The sequence below is a fragment of the Clostridioides sp. ES-W-0016-02 genome (genome assembly GCF_020641035.1).
GTDB lineage: Bacteria > Bacillota > Clostridia > Peptostreptococcales > Peptostreptococcaceae > Clostridioides.
In genome coordinates, this window is record NZ_CP061361.1 from 2,493,494 (window position 1) to 2,510,205 (window position 16,712).

21 protein-coding genes are annotated in these 16,712 nt (G+C 28.8%); 1 reads left to right on the forward strand and 20 read right to left on the reverse strand.

Going from position 1 to position 16,712, the window contains the following annotated elements:
- Positions 1 to 33 precede the first annotated feature (33 nt).
- From IC758_RS11975 to IC758_RS12035, 13 genes are all read right to left on the reverse strand, one after another.
- Complete coding sequence (locus IC758_RS11975; protein WP_227860461.1) at positions 34 to 996, reverse strand: hypothetical protein; 963 nt, start codon at positions 994 to 996, stop codon at positions 34 to 36.
- 59 nt (positions 997 to 1,055) lie between these two features.
- Positions 1,056 to 1,376 carry a hypothetical protein gene (locus IC758_RS11980; protein WP_219673960.1) on the reverse strand — a complete coding sequence of 107 codons (321 nt, stop codon included), beginning with the start codon at positions 1,374 to 1,376 and terminating at the stop codon, positions 1,056 to 1,058.
- Positions 1,377 to 1,739 (reverse strand): hypothetical protein, encoded by a 363-nt coding sequence (locus tag IC758_RS11985; RefSeq protein ID WP_021384765.1) that lies wholly within the window; start codon positions 1,737 to 1,739, stop codon positions 1,377 to 1,379. It abuts the gene before it with no gap.
- A gap of 11 nt (positions 1,740 to 1,750) precedes the next feature.
- The gene (locus tag IC758_RS11990) at positions 1,751 to 1,927 is read right to left on the reverse strand and encodes a hypothetical protein (RefSeq protein ID WP_021384768.1); all 177 of its coding nucleotides are present in this window, start codon (positions 1,925 to 1,927) and stop codon (positions 1,751 to 1,753) included.
- 10 nt (positions 1,928 to 1,937) lie between these two features.
- Positions 1,938 to 2,897, reverse strand: a complete 960-nt coding sequence (locus IC758_RS11995) for a major capsid protein (RefSeq protein ID WP_223153010.1) — start codon at positions 2,895 to 2,897, stop codon at positions 1,938 to 1,940.
- A 21-nt stretch (positions 2,898 to 2,918) separates the two neighbouring features.
- Positions 2,919 to 3,515, reverse strand: coding sequence for a phage scaffolding protein (locus IC758_RS12000; RefSeq protein ID WP_227860462.1), 597 nt, complete (start codon positions 3,513 to 3,515; stop codon positions 2,919 to 2,921).
- A 124-nt stretch (positions 3,516 to 3,639) separates the two neighbouring features.
- Positions 3,640 to 3,960, reverse strand: coding sequence for a hypothetical protein (locus IC758_RS12005; RefSeq protein ID WP_227860463.1), 321 nt, complete (start codon positions 3,958 to 3,960; stop codon positions 3,640 to 3,642).
- A gap of 1 nt (position 3,961) precedes the next feature.
- Complete coding sequence (locus tag IC758_RS12010) at positions 3,962 to 5,611, reverse strand: phage minor capsid protein (protein WP_227860464.1); 1,650 nt, start codon at positions 5,609 to 5,611, stop codon at positions 3,962 to 3,964.
- The gene (locus IC758_RS12015; RefSeq protein ID WP_227860465.1) at positions 5,612 to 7,099 is read right to left on the reverse strand and encodes a capsid protein; all 1,488 of its coding nucleotides are present in this window, start codon (positions 7,097 to 7,099) and stop codon (positions 5,612 to 5,614) included.
- A gap of 22 nt (positions 7,100 to 7,121) precedes the next feature.
- Positions 7,122 to 8,447 carry a phage terminase large subunit gene (locus IC758_RS12020; RefSeq protein WP_227860466.1) on the reverse strand — a complete coding sequence of 442 codons (1,326 nt, stop codon included), beginning with the start codon at positions 8,445 to 8,447 and terminating at the stop codon, positions 7,122 to 7,124.
- Positions 8,440 to 9,141 carry a phage terminase small subunit gene (terS, locus tag IC758_RS12025; RefSeq protein ID WP_227860467.1) on the reverse strand — a complete coding sequence of 234 codons (702 nt, stop codon included), beginning with the start codon at positions 9,139 to 9,141 and terminating at the stop codon, positions 8,440 to 8,442. The genes IC758_RS12020 and terS overlap by 8 nt, the downstream gene beginning before the upstream one ends.
- 73 nt (positions 9,142 to 9,214) lie before the next feature.
- Complete coding sequence (locus IC758_RS12030; RefSeq protein WP_227860468.1) at positions 9,215 to 9,754, reverse strand: hypothetical protein; 540 nt, start codon at positions 9,752 to 9,754, stop codon at positions 9,215 to 9,217.
- A 30-nt stretch (positions 9,755 to 9,784) separates the two neighbouring features.
- Complete coding sequence (locus IC758_RS12035; protein WP_074124467.1) at positions 9,785 to 10,717, reverse strand: hypothetical protein; 933 nt, start codon at positions 10,715 to 10,717, stop codon at positions 9,785 to 9,787.
- Positions 10,718 to 10,859: 142 nt separating this feature from the next.
- Between IC758_RS12035 and IC758_RS12040 the strand changes: the two genes are divergently transcribed.
- Positions 10,860 to 11,060 (forward strand): KTSC domain-containing protein, encoded by a 201-nt coding sequence (locus tag IC758_RS12040; protein WP_227860469.1) that lies wholly within the window; start codon positions 10,860 to 10,862, stop codon positions 11,058 to 11,060.
- A 27-nt stretch (positions 11,061 to 11,087) separates the two neighbouring features.
- Here the strand turns inward: IC758_RS12040 and IC758_RS12045 are convergent, their stop codons facing one another.
- The 7 genes from IC758_RS12045 to IC758_RS12075 form a co-directional block, all read right to left on the reverse strand.
- Positions 11,088 to 11,249, reverse strand: coding sequence for a hypothetical protein (locus IC758_RS12045; protein ID WP_227860470.1), 162 nt, complete (start codon positions 11,247 to 11,249; stop codon positions 11,088 to 11,090).
- 79 nt (positions 11,250 to 11,328) lie between these two features.
- Positions 11,329 to 11,586 carry a hypothetical protein gene (locus IC758_RS12050; RefSeq protein WP_227860471.1) on the reverse strand — a complete coding sequence of 86 codons (258 nt, stop codon included), beginning with the start codon at positions 11,584 to 11,586 and terminating at the stop codon, positions 11,329 to 11,331.
- Positions 11,587 to 11,724: 138 nt separating this feature from the next.
- Positions 11,725 to 12,204: a sigma factor-like helix-turn-helix DNA-binding protein gene (locus IC758_RS12055; protein ID WP_227855822.1), complete on the reverse strand. Its 480-nt coding sequence runs from the start codon at positions 12,202 to 12,204 to the stop codon at positions 11,725 to 11,727.
- Entirely contained in the window at positions 12,197 to 12,334 is a 138-nt protein-coding gene (locus tag IC758_RS12060) for a hypothetical protein (protein ID WP_227855821.1), read from the reverse strand. Before IC758_RS12060 ends, IC758_RS12055 begins: the two co-directional genes overlap by 8 nt.
- Positions 12,335 to 12,357: 23 nt before the next feature.
- Positions 12,358 to 13,728 carry a DEAD/DEAH box helicase gene (locus IC758_RS12065; RefSeq protein ID WP_227860472.1) on the reverse strand — a complete coding sequence of 457 codons (1,371 nt, stop codon included), beginning with the start codon at positions 13,726 to 13,728 and terminating at the stop codon, positions 12,358 to 12,360.
- Positions 13,677 to 14,003, reverse strand: coding sequence for a VRR-NUC domain-containing protein (locus IC758_RS12070; RefSeq protein ID WP_227860473.1), 327 nt, complete (start codon positions 14,001 to 14,003; stop codon positions 13,677 to 13,679). The genes IC758_RS12065 and IC758_RS12070 overlap by 52 nt, the downstream gene beginning before the upstream one ends.
- 280 nt (positions 14,004 to 14,283) lie before the next feature.
- Positions 14,284 to 16,701, reverse strand: coding sequence for a virulence-associated E family protein (locus IC758_RS12075; protein ID WP_227860474.1), 2,418 nt, complete (start codon positions 16,699 to 16,701; stop codon positions 14,284 to 14,286).
- Between the last annotated feature and the right edge of the window lie 11 nt (positions 16,702 to 16,712).

Below are 16,712 nucleotides of genomic sequence, written 5' to 3' on the forward strand. Positions count from 1 at the left end.
GTACTTGATATAACAAGTACTCTTTAATAATTATTATGCCCAAAACTGTTTACCACATTTTAGACATGTAACTCTAACTTTTTTAGCATTTGCATTTCCAGCAACAAGACCAATAAGATTAGAAGTAACTAATGTTCCAACAACAGCTTTCCCTATACCAAAACCTTTTTTATGTGCTGATAGAGACGTTGAGCCACACTTAGGGCAACGAGCTGTTTTTTTATCTTGTTTTATAGCATTTTTTTGTTGTTTTATATTTAGTTTTGTATTTTTCATTTCAAGCTTAAGTTGTTTTTCTTGAAGCTTTTTAATTTTATCCTCATGTTTTTTTTCATTATTAGAATCTTTTATTGCATCATATTTTTCTATATTCCCCAAATTATTATTTATAAAATAATCATCAACTATCTTTTTACACTGAGTCAAACTTAAACTGGTTAATTTATTTATTTGTTTTATAGAGTTAACTTTATTATATCCACATTCTTCTATAATAGAAGCTATCTCTATATCTGTTAGAGATAAATAGGGTAATTCTTTTTCTTCTTTATATTCTTTTACATTAATTCCTTCAGAATCATTTGAGTATATAAACTCATCTCCTACTGGAATATCCTCTAATTGCTTTCTAGCTTGAAGTTTTTCTATCTCTATATCTCCACTTAATCTTTTAATGGCATCTGTCATCTCTTTTATCTTATCAATGTTTTTTGCTTTAAATTCAACTCTATACTGATTTTCTTCTTCTATAAAGTCTATAAATATCACATTATTGTATTTATAAACCTTAAGTACATTATCAAGTGGAATAAATAGTTTTTTTTGAAACAAACTATCAAACGAAAATCCATTTTTTAATATTAATAATTGTCCTTTTGAATTTTCTTTTAATCCAGTTACTCCACCACAATAATCCACATAAGTACCACCTACTGCTCCCAATAATCCACCTGCATCTTTTTTAACTAGTTTCAATTGTTCATCTGAAATTATCATAAAAACTCCCCCCTTTTAACAAAATAATAGCACATATTAAGACAAAATGAGGGCTTTTTTTAAATTAATTCTATTTCAGTAGAAAAAATTGAGCCATCTGGATTCCTCGGTTTTGATACTCTATAAATATCTCTTTTATTACCTTGTATTTCAATATATCCTTGCAATATTTTATTTGGATAAATATCACCTTCACAAATAATCTTTCCAACTAAAGTTATAAGTTTTCTTTCTTTATCTAAAGTTTGTTTAGTTTTTTCAGAATAGTTACACATACCATCAAGTATCAAACTTTCAATAGGCTCTCCATCTTCACTTATATAAGTACTATATATCTTAACAGGTGTAACTAAAATCCATTTAGGAAATGGTAGTTTCATCTATATCTTCCTACAAGTAAGACCTGTTTGAGATAAATAGTTAATTATTTCATTTGTAGTAGTTATACCATTTATAGTACTTGCATTAAAGCTTAAAGATATGTCCCCTGCTGAATACCCACTTAAAGGCATATCAATATATTCTCCATACTTATATATGAAATCAGCTTGTATACACACAGCTTTCTTTATTTTATCTCTTTGAAACTCTGTTAAACTATCAAAACCTATAGTAACAATTCTATTAAATGTTAAAACATCTATTTGGTCAGATGCTCTTTCTAATTTACTAATTAACTTTTCATCTTCTATAAGATTTCCACCATAATCGTTTTTATAGTATTCTTCTGTTGCATAAGGCACTTTATCACTTCCTATTTACGTTTTGGTTTAGTTATTTTTTCTTCTAATCTATCATTTATTATCTTATAGCCATGTTCATTAAACCATTCAATCAAAATTGGATTAGTGGTTTCACCAATCCCATTTTGAAAATATACATTGGCACTTAAACCATTATATTGACTATTTGGTGCTATTACTTTAGCCATCTAATCCTCCCTATTTAACTTTTATATTTCTAAAAACTCCAGCTGCTTTTGATGCTTTTAAAGCTATTGCTGCACTCATTTCAACTTCTCCTGTTTTTACTGCACCAGAAGTAGTAAAATCTGGCAACCATGTTTGTACAGGTGATACACCTGCCATTGATACTCCATGTAAACCATCTAAACCAAGTCTTGCAACATATAATGATGTTGTTCCTTTTGTAGTATCTGTAGCTACTACATCATCATTTGTACCAGGCTTTGCTCCTAAATCAACAAATGGTACATTTCCGTATGATTCTATTTGTTGGCCAAAACTATTTAGTTGTGTTTGGTACATGCTTGCTCTTCTTGCACATGCTCTTAACTTAGATATCAATTTAGTATTTCCTGCTATAAATGATGGAGTTCCATCTAGACCTGTTAAAAACTCATCCAACATATCTAAAAATGCCATATAATTTGTTGTAATAGCTTGTGAAGTAGATAAGTCTATTGAACTGTCACCTAAATTATATTCTGTTGAACTTCCAGCTAGAGCTTTCTCTAAACCATCAAATGCTTTTGAATCTACTGCACTATCTCCATTTATAAATGTATCATTAAAAAGTGCTTGAGCTGCCTTTATTTTTTGTGCTTGTTGAAGCTCCACTTCTGATACAATACCACCCATATTAGCTATAACTCTATCTATTTGGTAGCTACCTCCAAATACCTTTAAATCAACAGAATGTCTTTCTTTAGTTACTTCATGTGGTATATATTCTTTGTTTATTTCTCTAAATGCTGCTGTTGGCTGAGTTTTAAGTCTTGTATAAGAATAAGTAAGTGTAGACCCTCCTCCTGTTGGTGAAACAGCATCATCAAATGTTAAGTTATCTAAAATCCAGTTTGACTTTCTAAATTCATCTATAACACCTATTTGTAAATCATCTTGTACATTTTTACTAGCTTCTTCTAATGTAATTGCCATATTTATTTTCCTCCTTTAAAATTACTCTTTAGCCATTTGAGACTGTATTTTTGCTTGTATAGCATCTTTCATACTCAATTTACTTGGTTGATTAGAGTTATCTATATTATTTCCTCCATCACTACCAAATTTAAAACCTGATTTAGGACTACTTTGTTTCTCTTCTTTAAATAAAAATTTCTTTGATTCTTGAATAGCTTTTAGTTGTTCTTCTATTCCAGCAACTTTTCCATCATCACCCAAAATTAATTTTGATTTATCAAATAAACCTGCTGCTAACTCTTCATCATGAACTTTACCTGATATTGATAACTTAATGGCATTACTAAGTTTTAAATCTTGTAATTCTTCTTGATATTTAATATCTTTATTTTTATTTTCTTCTTGTAATGTTTCAATTTGCTTTTTTAATTCTTCTGAATTTCCACTATTTATTTTTAAGTTTTCTAATTGTTTATCTCTATCTTGTATATCATTTTCAAGTTGTTTTTTAGCTGTATTTACTTCATCAAATCTTGTTTTAGGTATGTAATTTTTAAGTTCTGAAAGTGATTCTGATTCTGCTTTTTTAGCAAGTTCTTCTGTTAACCCTAATGCAATAAATTGTTCTTTATTCATTTTATCTTTCTCCCTTTTCATCTTCATTTTTTAACCTGGTCTTGCCCAGTGATGAGTTTATAGTTAACGCCCAAAACAACAAAATGGCGATAAAAAAAGCACCTACTTAGTTTTAAGTATGTGCTTAATCTTCTTGTATAGCTTGTTCTGCCCAATGAATATCATTCTTTAAATCGGAATTGGGATACTTTTTTTCAAGTTTTTTTAGAACTTCAATGAAACTTTTATTTTGAAAATTATAGGAGATATCTTCAAAATATCCACTAATAAACCAAATGCTACACTCATCACATTCATTTAGTAAAAATTCTTCAGTCTCTTTTAAATCTTTGCTAAGTATATCAACAATTTCATCCCAGTATTCATCAAGATTAGGAGATGCTCCATTTTGTGTCATAGACTCTATATAATCTATATTGTTATATATCTTATTTTTATCAATCAATCTAATCACCACCTAACATTCTTTGGTTTTCATCTGGAAAAATAGTTGTTATCTTTTCTCTATTAACATCATAACAGACACATATTGTTACATTTTTATAATTTGAGAATTTGAATATAGCAGTAATTTTTCCCTCAGTATTATATTTTTTTTCTAAAATATATTTAGATTTATCACCTATATTTGATACATAATTGCCCGCATTCTCAATATCTTCTTCCCCCCATTTTTTTGGGAACCATGCTTGGCCTGTTCCAGATTTCTTTGCTGCAAGTTTATGTGTTGGTACATTTCCTACCCTTACACCATTTTCATACTCTTTAACTATATTATACTCAATACCTTTTTCTTTTAAAAGCTGAATATTTTCTTCACTATGTCCACCACTTTTTAATCTTATATCCCCTGGCTTTATCTTTTTCGGGTTCTTAGGATTAGTAAATTCTCCTACTGTTGCATGATTAAGTGTAGATTCTGGTATTTTTAAGTATTCACCATTTTTTAACTCATTTTTAAATCTTTCTACTTCATCTTTTCTTATTTTTTCTCTCCAATTATCTCTTCTAAGATAGCTGTATTCATTTAAATGATTAGACATTTCTAGTTCATACTTATGTAGGTTATTACTTGCTTTTGCTATATTAGTTAAATCAGTGCTTCCTGCTTCTATTCTTTTCCACTTTCTTATATTTCTCTCAATTTCTCTTTGTTTCTGCTCAGCATTATATCTTTCAAGAGCATCTTGTTTTTCTTCTTCTGTCAAAGATTTAGGAATTTCATTAATATCTGGAAAAAATGTAGTTGGATGATGTCTACAGTTTGGATGTAAAAAACCTAGAGACATAGCTTCACTTAATAAAGGATATCTTCCTTCTTTTGAACTTCCTTTACTATATACATCATCAATTAATACTCTTCCTTGCCAAGGTAAACATAGTGGACAAGTATTTGTATGATTTGATGTTATTACTGTATGTACTCCATACTCATCTCTTTTTATGCCTTCCCCCATTAATGTTACACGTTGATTAGCTGTTCTTATACTCATCTCTGCATAACTAGATATATTTACTTTTCTGCCATTTTTATATGTAACACAATTTATTCCTTTATCTAAAAAATCTTTAGTAGCCATATCTACTGCTTGATTTACTGTCATAGCTCCATTGCCTACATACATTTGAGATTTGAATATTGTTTGTCTATATACATCATCCATTTTTCTAAGTACAGCATGATTTGCATTATGTAAATCACCTTTAACAGATTTAATAAGATTAAAAACCTTCTCTTCATTTATTTTAAAAAAGCTTTTTTCTTTAGGCTCAAATATGTTTTTAAATTTAGAACTTACTTTATTTAATGTCTTACTAATAAAATTTTCTGACCTTTTAGACCCATTTTTAAAACTAGATTTTAGTAACTTATCTGTTTCTCCATCAATTATCTTTTGATAATCTTTTATTATACCTTTATTTCTCTTTTGAAATTTCTTTATTTCCCTTAATTTAGTTTTCTGCCATTGTTCCCACTTAAAACCTTCTTTTAACTCCTCAGACTCATGAAGTTTCATGTTTCGTTTCATTGACTTCACTAAATCAAGTTCCATATCATTATAAATAGATGATATATCATAAGGATTTAAAGCCAACTAGACCACATCCTCATTAACTACATCATCATTCATTCCATCTATATTAGTTGCTGGTTCCTCTATATCCATTAGTCCATTTTCTTCTTTTATCCTAAGAACTTCTTCTGCCTTCTTTTCATCACTCATAGTATCACCATAAAGCTCATCTACAGCCATTTCTGTGCTCATTATTCCATAACTTTTAGCTTTACCTACTGTTTCAACTACTGTATCAAAACTTGGTGTTGAGTATTCACCAAAACTTATAACTGGATTATATTCTCCTATAGTTCTTTCATACAATAAATCATTAGCTTTAAGTACAGTTGATACTATCTCTGGTATAACTTCATTTAAAACATCTATTATTTTACCTCTAGTATATAAAGTCGTTTTTTCTTTTTCTCTTTGTGATTCTGCACTATCCGTTTTCTTCAAATCAATACCAAGAGTGGCAGGAGATATAATACCCTGTAAACACATATCTATATTGCTTGCATAGGTATTTACATATGCTTCATAATTAATTGATGGCTGCTGAATTTCTATTGTATTTTGAGAATCTTCAGCTAAACTAGATGCTATAGCTATATATTTATTATCAAATGAATTGGATTTAATAATTTCTCCTGTTACTGGATTTTTAGGAAGTAGACTTTCTGGTATATATTGTTTAACTCTTCCATCTCTAATAGCATCTACCCATTGACTTATAGTTTCATCTAAAGCATCAAAGCTATCTGACTTACTATCAAAGATACTTTTCCCTCTACCTAGCCATTTAGGTGATTTAAAAAACATCATAGGTACAGACATTAAAAAATCACCTTCATAGGTGATATCTTTTAACTCTATAGTTTCATCTAAAGTATTCAATGGAACTTCTTGACCTCTACTATTAGTCAATTTATTTATTATATATCCTTTTCCAAATATCTCAATTAAAGTGTATGTTGAATTATCTTTTGAATAGTCTGTAAGAAAGTGTACTTCAGATAATCTACCTCTTTTAAATTTATACTCTACTCTTTCACCACTATAATACTCTATAATTGGATTAGTAGTTATATCTGTATCTACTGTTATTTTAAAAGCTCCATCTCCAGTTACTAAAGTTTCAATAATAGATTCTCCAATAAGCTTATTAAAATGATTATCTTTACTTATATCAGTCCACAAATTAGTCAATTCTTCTGTATCAAGTTCTATTTTATCTATATCAGCTACAACTATATCTGCCAATCTCTCAGCAATCATAGCAGGAATTCCTGAATGTACTTTTCTAACATTAAAATCAGAACTAGGTACAGCTGCCCAGAATCTGGACTTACTTACTAAATCATTGGCAGTCTTTTTAAAAAATTGGTCTAATTCAGAGGGTTCTCCTCTATACCAAATTCTATTCTTCATTATATTCCCATTAAACCCTAATGGCTCTTTTATTGTAATTTCCCTATCAATAGCTGGTTGTATATTAAGTAACTTTATAGCTGTTTTAGTAGCCATATCTTTTAACCACCCCACATTCTTAAACCTCCAATCTCTTTTTAAATGGTTGTATTGAATACTCTGAACTATCTAAGCAATCAACAGGATAGCTTCCATCATCAACACGAACCCAATTTCCCTTTGATTTTTCATCATCATCCCATATTGCATTTTCAATAGCTTCTATCCATTTATTTAAATGTTTCATAATCTTATATCGCCCTTGATTTATTAGTATATTTACAAGCCTTATTCTATCTACTATCCCATCTTTTTTGTAGCTTGGTGTTACTTGGATATTTATACCTCTTCGTTTCAATTCATTACTTAGAGCTTGTCTAAATAATTTATCTGCACTTTCACAGAATATATAGGTAGAAAATAAAAAATGAGGATAGGTATCTGACCACTCCTCAATCTTATCGACTATTTCTTTTGCATATTTGTCATGTGTATAACCATGATTTTTCCCTTGTTTATGATAATATCCATCTAACTCTATAACTTCTCTATATCCTTTAGTAAAACCTGTTAAAGTTGCTACAGTTGCATCTGTACCACCAATATCTATACCTATACTAAATTCAATAAATGTTATATTATTATCTTTTATATAGTTTCTATCTATAACAACTTCACTCTTTTTATATCCAGTATATATTCTTCCTGTTGCTGCTACTCTTCTCCCTAATATATCAGCTTGATACCAAAGTGATGTTTTATCATAGGTTCTTAAAACTTCTTTTAATACATTATTACTTATGCTTAAATTATCTTTTATAGTGAAATGTGAATAATTATATCCCTCATTCTCTCCACTATTTTTCAATTCATCTTGATAATCTAATATGTCTCTATAAAACCAATGACTTGGTGAAAATGGATTTAAATCAAAGAATAACTGTCTTTTACTACTTGCTAGTGTTCTATCAAAAACCTCTTGCACAAATGATTGGTGACACTCATTTACTTCTGATATATAGACTGTTCCATATGAGTTACCTTTTATTCTTGCTGCATCATTTGCTTTTCCTCCACCTGCAATAATAACAATCTTCTCTCCAGTTAAAGTTTGAATATATAATGCATCCCTATTTTTATATTCACCTTCTCTACATCTACCTTCAAATAAATACTGCAAACCAAAACCATTACTATCTATAATGTTCATCTTAGCAGCTCCTAGTGAAACACCTGCTACTAAATGTAATTTATCTGGATGAACCTCTAAACACATAGAATACGCTATCAAATTTATAATATTCTTACCAGCTCTTTTTCCACCCTCTAAAACATTTAACCAACTATCTTTACTTTTCTTTATGTACTCCGTTTGTCTTATTGTTAGTGGAGAATAGTTAATCATTTTCTATAATCCTTTCTTCTACTGGATTATTTATCAAATCTGCAAGGACTGTTATTTGTGAATTGATATTAATAGTATCTTTATTTGGTATTTTAGATTTTAATATTTCAATTCTTTGTTTTTGCTCTTCTGTCGCTAAATTCCAATCTTTATTAATCATACTATCATACTGCTTTATAAGGCTTCTAAGTTCACTCATAGCTCTTGATTGAGCATTAAGAAAAGAAGCTTGTCTATCCCATGAGAATTGAAATTCATACTGTATTTCTTCACCAAACTCTGTTGTTTTTTCTTTTTTAACTTCCTTTATCATTTCTTCTTTATCTTTAACATACATTATCTTTTGTGCTCTTATTATTGCTGCATATTGGATTGTTATCTGTTCCCAAAGAATATCAAATTTATCTTTATTTTTTATTTCATTGATTATGTCTTGAGTTTCTTTGGGTAAGTATTTTGAGAAGAAACCAAACTTTTCAGCGTTCTTATTTCCAGGTGGACCAGTAGCATTTGTATTACCTATGGGTGCACCCCTTTTACTTTTAGGTGCACCCTTCTTTTTCTCACTAGCCCAATTGTATCTTTTAATCCATGACTTTAAAGTGTTTAAACTAATGTCATACTTTACTGATATTTCCTTTTGTTTCATACCTTTTAGGTAATCTTGTTTTACCTTTTCTTTGACATCTTGCACATCACCACCTCGTTTGTTTGTCGTTTTGGGAATAAAAAAAAGAACTCATTTGGAGTTCTTTAACTAATTTTTATTATTTTATTAATCTTATTGTTTCATTTAAATCATCATCTGATGGAATAGATTTTTTAATTTTATTTCTTACAATCTTAATTATAAACCAGACATCTCTTGTGGCTTTAAAAAACACTATTAGTGTTAATAACAAACTCAACAATTCAATACTTGGAACTACTATATAAAACATAAGTGGTATTTTTATAATATAATTTTTCAAAAAAATCATACTTAGTGAACAGATTATAGAAATAAAAGAAAGAAAAATACCCATACTTATATTTCTATATATATTCTCCATAAAGCCTGCTTTTTCAAGCCTAATTATAGAGCTAGTTCCACTCAACCCTAAAATTAAAGATAGAGAACTAAATAAAAAACCTACAAATACTGAATTTACAGTAATAAAATTAAAATGATTACTTAAATCTGTTGTATTTGTTAAAATTGATAAATTTATTTTTCCCTTTACAATTAAAAAATAGTATACACATGAAAATAGCACAAGCATAAATAAAAATCTTTTTTTCTTTACTGTTTCTTGTTTATTTTTCATGTATTTCACACTCCTTAAGTAGAATCTATATTATTCTATCCCACATAGTCTTAATATATGCTTTCTGTTATTTATATATTTTTCTTTCATACGAATTTTCACTTCTTCTGTTATTTCATCTAATGTATATATTTTTGTTTTACCACCCTCTATTTTATCTCTGGGAACATCTATAATCAAACTATAATTATCTACATCAAATTTATAATTTCGCATAGCATCATTAGGAGCTTTGCCTTTAAACACTTTATTTTCCAAATTCTTATTCGTACTAAAATGTTTAATTAGCTTTTTTATTGTTTCACTTTTTTCTGTAAGTTTCTGTCTCGATTCACTCGCTATTTGTATTGTAACAGTTTGGTAGTCTGTATTTTCTAAATCTGCAACAGTTTCTCTACTTAATCCTAATGATTGTAATACATATATACTTGGTACCTTGTAACTATACTCAATTTTACTTAGCTTAGACCCCGGCGTCATTAACTCTCTAACTGTTTGAGGATTTATCACATTTTTTATGTTCATTTCAAAACAACTATTATTTAAATCAAAAATTCTTTTAAGCATGTCTGGTTTTGGAAGTGATTGATTATTTAAATACCCTAAAATGCCATGTGCATAATCTAACATAAAATATGTATATATTTCAGGTCTTTTATTTTTTTCTACAATTTCATTGGCTTTATTTGTATCAATATTTCTAAGCAGAATATCACCATTTCCTTTTAATTTTCCAACTCTTCCAAATAAATAATCCTCTTCATTTGATATTATATCCATAGTTATTCTTTCAAATGCATCATTTTTATCTTTCAAAATTAAATGTTTTAACTCCTCATGTGAGATGCATTTATCATCAAATATCTTATTTAACTCAACTTTCATTTGTTCACTACTAACTTTCTCTCCATTTGAGACATTTTTCAATTCCACACAATAATACATAACTTTTCTATTAGCCATAAAGATTCCACTCCATATATGATTTTTATTCTATAACTAATAAATTCTACATATTTCATTTTATTCCTCCAACAATCGTTCGACAATAGCAGAATTCATCACAAATTTATGCTAAAATTTTACTGAAAGGAGGTGTTATACTATGAACATGATACCAGTTTCATCAAGGAGAATTAGAAGTGTTGGGTGGGAAAACAACACTTTATATGTTCAATTTCATAATGGAGTAACTTATGTTTATTTAAATGTAAGTGAAACAGAATATCAAGACTTCTTAAATTCTCCATCTTTAGGTTCAGAGTTATCAAGACTTGATAAGATACATCCTTATCATAAGCTTTAATTAACAAGAAACGACTAATCTGATAAATTAGTCGTTTTGATGTTTTATTGGTATATACATTTCTGTAGATAATAATTTTATTCCATCTGTTGAAATAACAATACTATTATAAAGAGTATATTTCTTCTTCAAATATTCTAGTATTGGTTCGCATATTTTACTCAGTTCTTCAATTTCTTTTTTCTTCATGCTACTACCCTCCTTCTAAATATTACTAGTTCCTACAATATTGTTTACTTTATTTCCTATTAAAAATTGACTTAAGTCTTCATTCTAAAGATAATTCTATCTCTTTAAAATCATTTCCAGATGTACAATCTATTATTTTTATACCACCTACATATTTATGATTTAATTCATAATCATATATTTCTTTATAATATCTAAGTTTACTATCAAAGTTTATATTTTGAATAATTATTACTTCTTCACTTGGATATCCTATTATAGTCAGTTTTAAACCAATATATTTTTTATCTAACAACTTTGCTTTATAAAAGATTTCCTCCAAATTAACTATATTCATGTTTTTATTCTCCTTATTTACAAATTAAAAAAGACTAAGTCGGGGGTAACTTAGCCTTTTTCAAGGGGATATTCTATACAATTGTTCCATACTACCATTATAACTTATCTAAAATAACAATAAAATATCATCATTTTATCACAGTTTTATTTTTAGACCATCTACTCCAAATAGGTATATTCCAAGCTCTTTAACCATTTCATTTACCCAACGTCTCACTGTTGCTACCCCACAATGTAAAAGTTCTGCTATATCCTCATAAGTTTTTTCTTTAAAAAAATATAACTCTAAAGCTTTGTATTTTTCTAAAGACTGCAACTTATTTTGTGTTACTTTTAATGTGTCTAATGCCATATCTATATGTGCAACCATAATTAAGGTTTTTGCCTTACTTCTTTTGATACTTAATATATATAAATCTTCTGTATCTAAACATAATAAATCATCATAATCACTTTTAACATCTTCAATGTCACTAATAGAATTTGCAATATGACTTTTTAAATCATTATAATGTTTAAGCAAAAGTTTAGTATTATGAAAGACCTCCCTTTTTTTATTTTCTTTTTCTTCTTTTCTTAATTCTCTTACAATTTCTTTTATACTTTCTTTATCCACTTAAACCACTCCCTCTTGCTCTCTTTGAACAACTTCTACTGCAATACTCAACTTTAGATTTATCTAGCTTATAAAATCTTCTACCACACCAAGCACATCTTACTATTTTACCTGGGCTTATAAGTTCCATCTTTTCTTTTTACTTTCATACTTTCACTCCCTATATTCTTTTAATTTCGCGTTAACTGCTTCAAGTAATGCACTTTGTCCTTTATCCTTATTCTCTAGTGCCTCCATTACTTGTTCATCTATTGTACTTTTACAGATTAGATGATGGATAATAACAGTTTCCCTTTGACCCTGTCTATAAAGCCTTGCGTTAGCTTGTAGATACAGTTCTAAGCTCCAAGTTAACCCAAACCAAACAATTATACTTCCACCTGCTTGTAAATTAAGTCCATGTCCTGTGCTTGCTGGATGACAAAGTAATAATTGTATTTTGCCATTATTCCAATCTTGTATATCTTTTGAGTTTTCTATTGTTCTTGGTTTTAAAGTCTTAAATTCTTTCATCAAACGACTATAATCATGTTTATAGTTATAAAAAACTATAATAGGTTTACCATTTGAAACATCTATGATTTCTTTTAGGGCTTCTAATTTTTCTCTATGAATTTCTTTTACCCTTTTATCATTATCATAAATTGCACCATTAGCTAATTGTAAAAGTTTATTTGCTACTACAGCTGATGATGAAGCGGTTATTATGTCTTTATCTAATTCTAATATCTTCTCTCTTTCTAGTTCTTTGTAATATTTAAGTATTTTATTATCAAGGTATATTTCAATTTTATTATCTATTTTTCTAGGAATATTCAAATAATCTTCTGCTTTTAAACTTATACAAATATCTTTTATTTTATCATGTATTGCTTTTTCTGCTCCAACTTTAAGCTGCCAATTATATATAGCTCCTGTTTGATAATTTTTTTGTCCTGGTTCAAAATATCGTTCTTTATATCCTGTAATAGTTTTGCCTAACCTTTCACCTCTATCAAGTAAATACATCTGTGGCCACAAATCTATTAAACTATTTGGTGCTGGTGTACCAGTAAGCCCAACTACTCTTTTAGTTAAAGGTAATACTTTCTTTAGACTCTTAAATCGTTGTGCTTTATTTGATTTAAAAGAACTAAGTTCATCTATAACAACCATATCAAACGGCCATTTACTTTTATAAAAATCTACTATCCAGGATACCATTTCCCTATTTATTATATAAATATCTGAGTCTGTACTTAAAGCTTTCACTCTATCTAATTTACTACCAAGAACTTTAGACACTTTCAAAAGCTTTAGATGCTCCCATTTTTTTATTTCACTACTCCAGGTATCTCTTGCGACTCTTAGAGGTGCTATAACTAAAACTTTTGATATATCAAAGTAATCATACATTAATTCATTTATAGCTGTTAAAGTACAAACTGTTTTACCCAATCCCATATCTAATAATAAACCTATATTATTATTGTCTATAGTTTTTCTAATTGTATATTCTTGGTATGGATGTGGTTTAAATTCCATCCCTTAACCTCCTTGACAAAATCATCTATTTCTTTTAATGTACTTACACATTTAACTTTAAATCCTAATTCTTTTAATTCTTGCATTTTATACTTTTGAAGCTTTCTTGGCTTTTTACCTGGTGCTTTAAGTTCTACAAATATAACATGTCCTTGTGGTAATAAGACAATCCTATCTGGCACACCTGCTTCCCCTGGTGAAATAAACTTCATAGCCTTACCACCTAACAACTCAATCTCTTTTTTAAGTCTTTTTTCTATTCGTGATTCTAACAAAATATCACTTCCTTAAATTTAGGTGTCTACAATGTCTACAGATTGTCTATATATATGTATATATGCATATTAGGCATACATATATATATACGTATATGCCTAATATTACTTTTATTACTTTATATATAATTTTTGTAGACATTGTAGACGTTAGTATTCTATACATTGCAATATCTATATTTTAGGTGTCTACAGAAGTGTCTACAAAGCTATTTTTTCTGTAGACATTGTAGACACCTACCTATTTTACATAAATTTAGTAAAACTTACTTTGTAGACACTATTTTGTTCTAATATATGCTCTTTGTTTACCATACACTTTTCCAAATCTTAGATGACTACTGTGTGGCTCCCACCCATCTAAACCTTTTAATATGTCATTAATTTCTCTTGATAAGATAGGCGTGAGTTGTTTAGGTTCTCCATTAAATAGCTCAACCCATATCTCCATAACACATGTTTTTTCTCTTAATACTGTTCCTTCTTTTAAATCACCAAAATCTGAACCATGAATATATTCTCTCTTTTCTGAAATACTTAAATCATACCAATTCTCAGTAATAGGTTTATTTAGATACTCTTCAATAATTCCAGATTTAGCATTTTCTTCTGAGTGAGCTCTTTGTTGTCTTTCAGCTTCTTTTTTCTCCTCATCTAATAGATATAGCCGTTCATTGGCTTTATACAATTCTAATGCTTCTGCCCAAATTTGATTTCTTTCATTATCAAGTTGACCATTAAATATATTTTTATTAATCTTCTTTACTCCTGTATCTACTGGCCAAAACCTTCTATTACCAGTTTTATCTCTTAAGAATTCTTTATCATTAGTTGTTCCTATAACTACACATTGTCGTAAAAACCTTGATGTTCTCTTCCCATAGGCAACCCTATATATATCCTCTGATTTACTTAGAAAATGCTTAACTGCCTCAATATCCGCTTTTTTAGTAGCCATCATTTCACCCATTTCAAGCAACCATACTCCTTGTAATTGTTCGTATGCTTCTTTACCTTGTACAGTAGTTAAACTATCAGAATACCAGTCTCCACCAAGTTTTTTAATAAAAGTACTTTTTCCTATTCCTTGAGGACCAGATAAAACAATCATATTATCAAACTTTATTCCTGGATTAAATACTCTAGCTACTGCTGCTACTAAAACTTTTCTTATTATTATTCTTGTATAATGAATATCTTCTGCACCTAAATAGTCAATTAAAAGTGTATCCACTCTCTTAATACCATCCCACTTTAAAGAATTTAAATAATCTTTTATAGGATGAAAAGTATTATTTTCAAAAGCAATTACTAGAGCATCATTTACTTTTGATGGTGATGAGATATTGTAAATTGTTTCTATATGATGTCTAAGTCCAGAATCATCACTATCATTCCAATCATTTAATTTATCATCTCTTCTCCAAGGTAACTTACCTAAAACGACAGCTCTATTTGAAAATTCATTATAAGCTATTTTTCCTTTTAAATAGGGGTCATTTTCTATAAACATTAAAATATTATTTGTTGTTTTCTTATAGCTTCCTTTATTGTCATATTCTAACTTAGTTAACCATTCATCATCTTTAAAATCTATATCACCAAAATCATCTTTGGCCTTATCAATATTTTCTCTACCTATAGTCTTTCGTACTTTAGTATCACTACTTGCAAATTCACTCATTCGAGTAAATGAAGGTAATCTATTTATAGGTGTTTCTGGTTTAGTATCTTCATCAAGTTCTCCAAATTTATGTATCCTAACTAAATCAAAAGCATTACATAAGATACCACTTGCAGGATCTGTACCATGATGGCTATAGGAAAACTTATCATCATAAATGACTACTCCACCACTTGTACTACCTTCTGCATACGTGTATCTAGTTTCATCAATACCAGGAATATATACTTCATCTAAGAAAATATCTATGGATTCTGTTATACTGTAGGACCTACAAAATGCACCTATAATTCCATCTTTTTCAATAGGGTCTTGTTGCTTTTTTAATTGTGTATTAAACTTTTGCCTCTCTCTTGAACTTTCTGGCCAATAACTTACATCTGTCCAATCCAAATATAAATCTAGTATTTCATTTGGGTTTAAAAATTCACCATCTTGAAATTTAAATATATAGTCTCCATCAATTGAAGTACTTGGAAAATACATAAGTCTATGAGGTTGATATGTAGTATCATCAAACATATCTATTCCCATAGCATCCGCTATCATCCTAGAAATTGCTTGATATTCTTCTGGTAGTACTGGTCTAGATAAAGGTATTACAAGTCTATATCTAGGATTATTTTCAGTATGTGAGTGAGTAGAATACATAAGGCAAGCATAATCATTTAATAATGTTATATCTTCCCATATATCTTTATTTGCATAATCTATATCTAAAGTTATAATACTTCTATTTGCAATATTCTCTGCTTTTCGTCTACCATTTTTTAAGCTTCCACCTACAAATCCGCCAACATCTTTCACTCTATCTTTTTCAGTCTTTGACATCTTCTTATATTCTGTAGATGTCTCTTGAGTTCTTAATGTTTTACTTAACCTATTTACAAGTTCGGACCATAAAATACTTTTATTCTTCCAATGAGTTTCTAACTTACTTTTTCCTATGGCCAGCATGAGTTGGCCATCATGTTTTACATTTATGTGTTCAATTTCACTGGCCTTTATATCCATAAATCAATCAC

Bases quoted from the DNA above. Each gene is read 5' to 3' on its own strand.
- IC758_RS11975 (WP_227860461.1), bottom strand. From the start codon at position 996: ATGATAATTTCAGATGAACAATTGAAACTAGTTAAAAAAGATGCAGGT.
- IC758_RS11980 (WP_219673960.1), bottom strand. From the start codon at position 1,376: ATGAAACTACCATTTCCTAAATGGATTTTAGTTACACCTGTTAAGATA.
- IC758_RS11990 (WP_021384768.1), bottom strand. From the start codon at position 1,927: ATGGCTAAAGTAATAGCACCAAATAGTCAATATAATGGTTTAAGTGCC.
- IC758_RS11995 (WP_223153010.1), bottom strand. From the start codon at position 2,897: ATGGCAATTACATTAGAAGAAGCTAGTAAAAATGTACAAGATGATTTA.
- IC758_RS12000 (WP_227860462.1), bottom strand. From the start codon at position 3,515: ATGAATAAAGAACAATTTATTGCATTAGGGTTAACAGAAGAACTTGCT.
- IC758_RS12015 (WP_227860465.1), bottom strand. From the start codon at position 7,099: ATGGCTACTAAAACAGCTATAAAGTTACTTAATATACAACCAGCTATT.
- IC758_RS12020 (WP_227860466.1), bottom strand. From the start codon at position 8,447: ATGATTAACTATTCTCCACTAACAATAAGACAAACGGAGTACATAAAG.
- IC758_RS12030 (WP_227860468.1), bottom strand. From the start codon at position 9,754: ATGAAAAATAAACAAGAAACAGTAAAGAAAAAAAGATTTTTATTTATG.
- IC758_RS12035 (WP_074124467.1), bottom strand. From the start codon at position 10,717: ATGGCTAATAGAAAAGTTATGTATTATTGTGTGGAATTGAAAAATGTC.
- IC758_RS12040 (WP_227860469.1), top strand. From the start codon at position 10,860: ATGAACATGATACCAGTTTCATCAAGGAGAATTAGAAGTGTTGGGTGG.
- IC758_RS12045 (WP_227860470.1), bottom strand. From the start codon at position 11,249: ATGAAGAAAAAAGAAATTGAAGAACTGAGTAAAATATGCGAACCAATA.
- IC758_RS12050 (WP_227860471.1), bottom strand. From the start codon at position 11,586: ATGAATATAGTTAATTTGGAGGAAATCTTTTATAAAGCAAAGTTGTTA.
- IC758_RS12060 (WP_227855821.1), bottom strand. From the start codon at position 12,334: ATGGAACTTATAAGCCCAGGTAAAATAGTAAGATGTGCTTGGTGTGGT.
- IC758_RS12065 (WP_227860472.1), bottom strand. From the start codon at position 13,728: ATGGAATTTAAACCACATCCATACCAAGAATATACAATTAGAAAAACT.
- IC758_RS12075 (WP_227860474.1), bottom strand. From the start codon at position 16,701: ATGGATATAAAGGCCAGTGAAATTGAACACATAAATGTAAAACATGAT.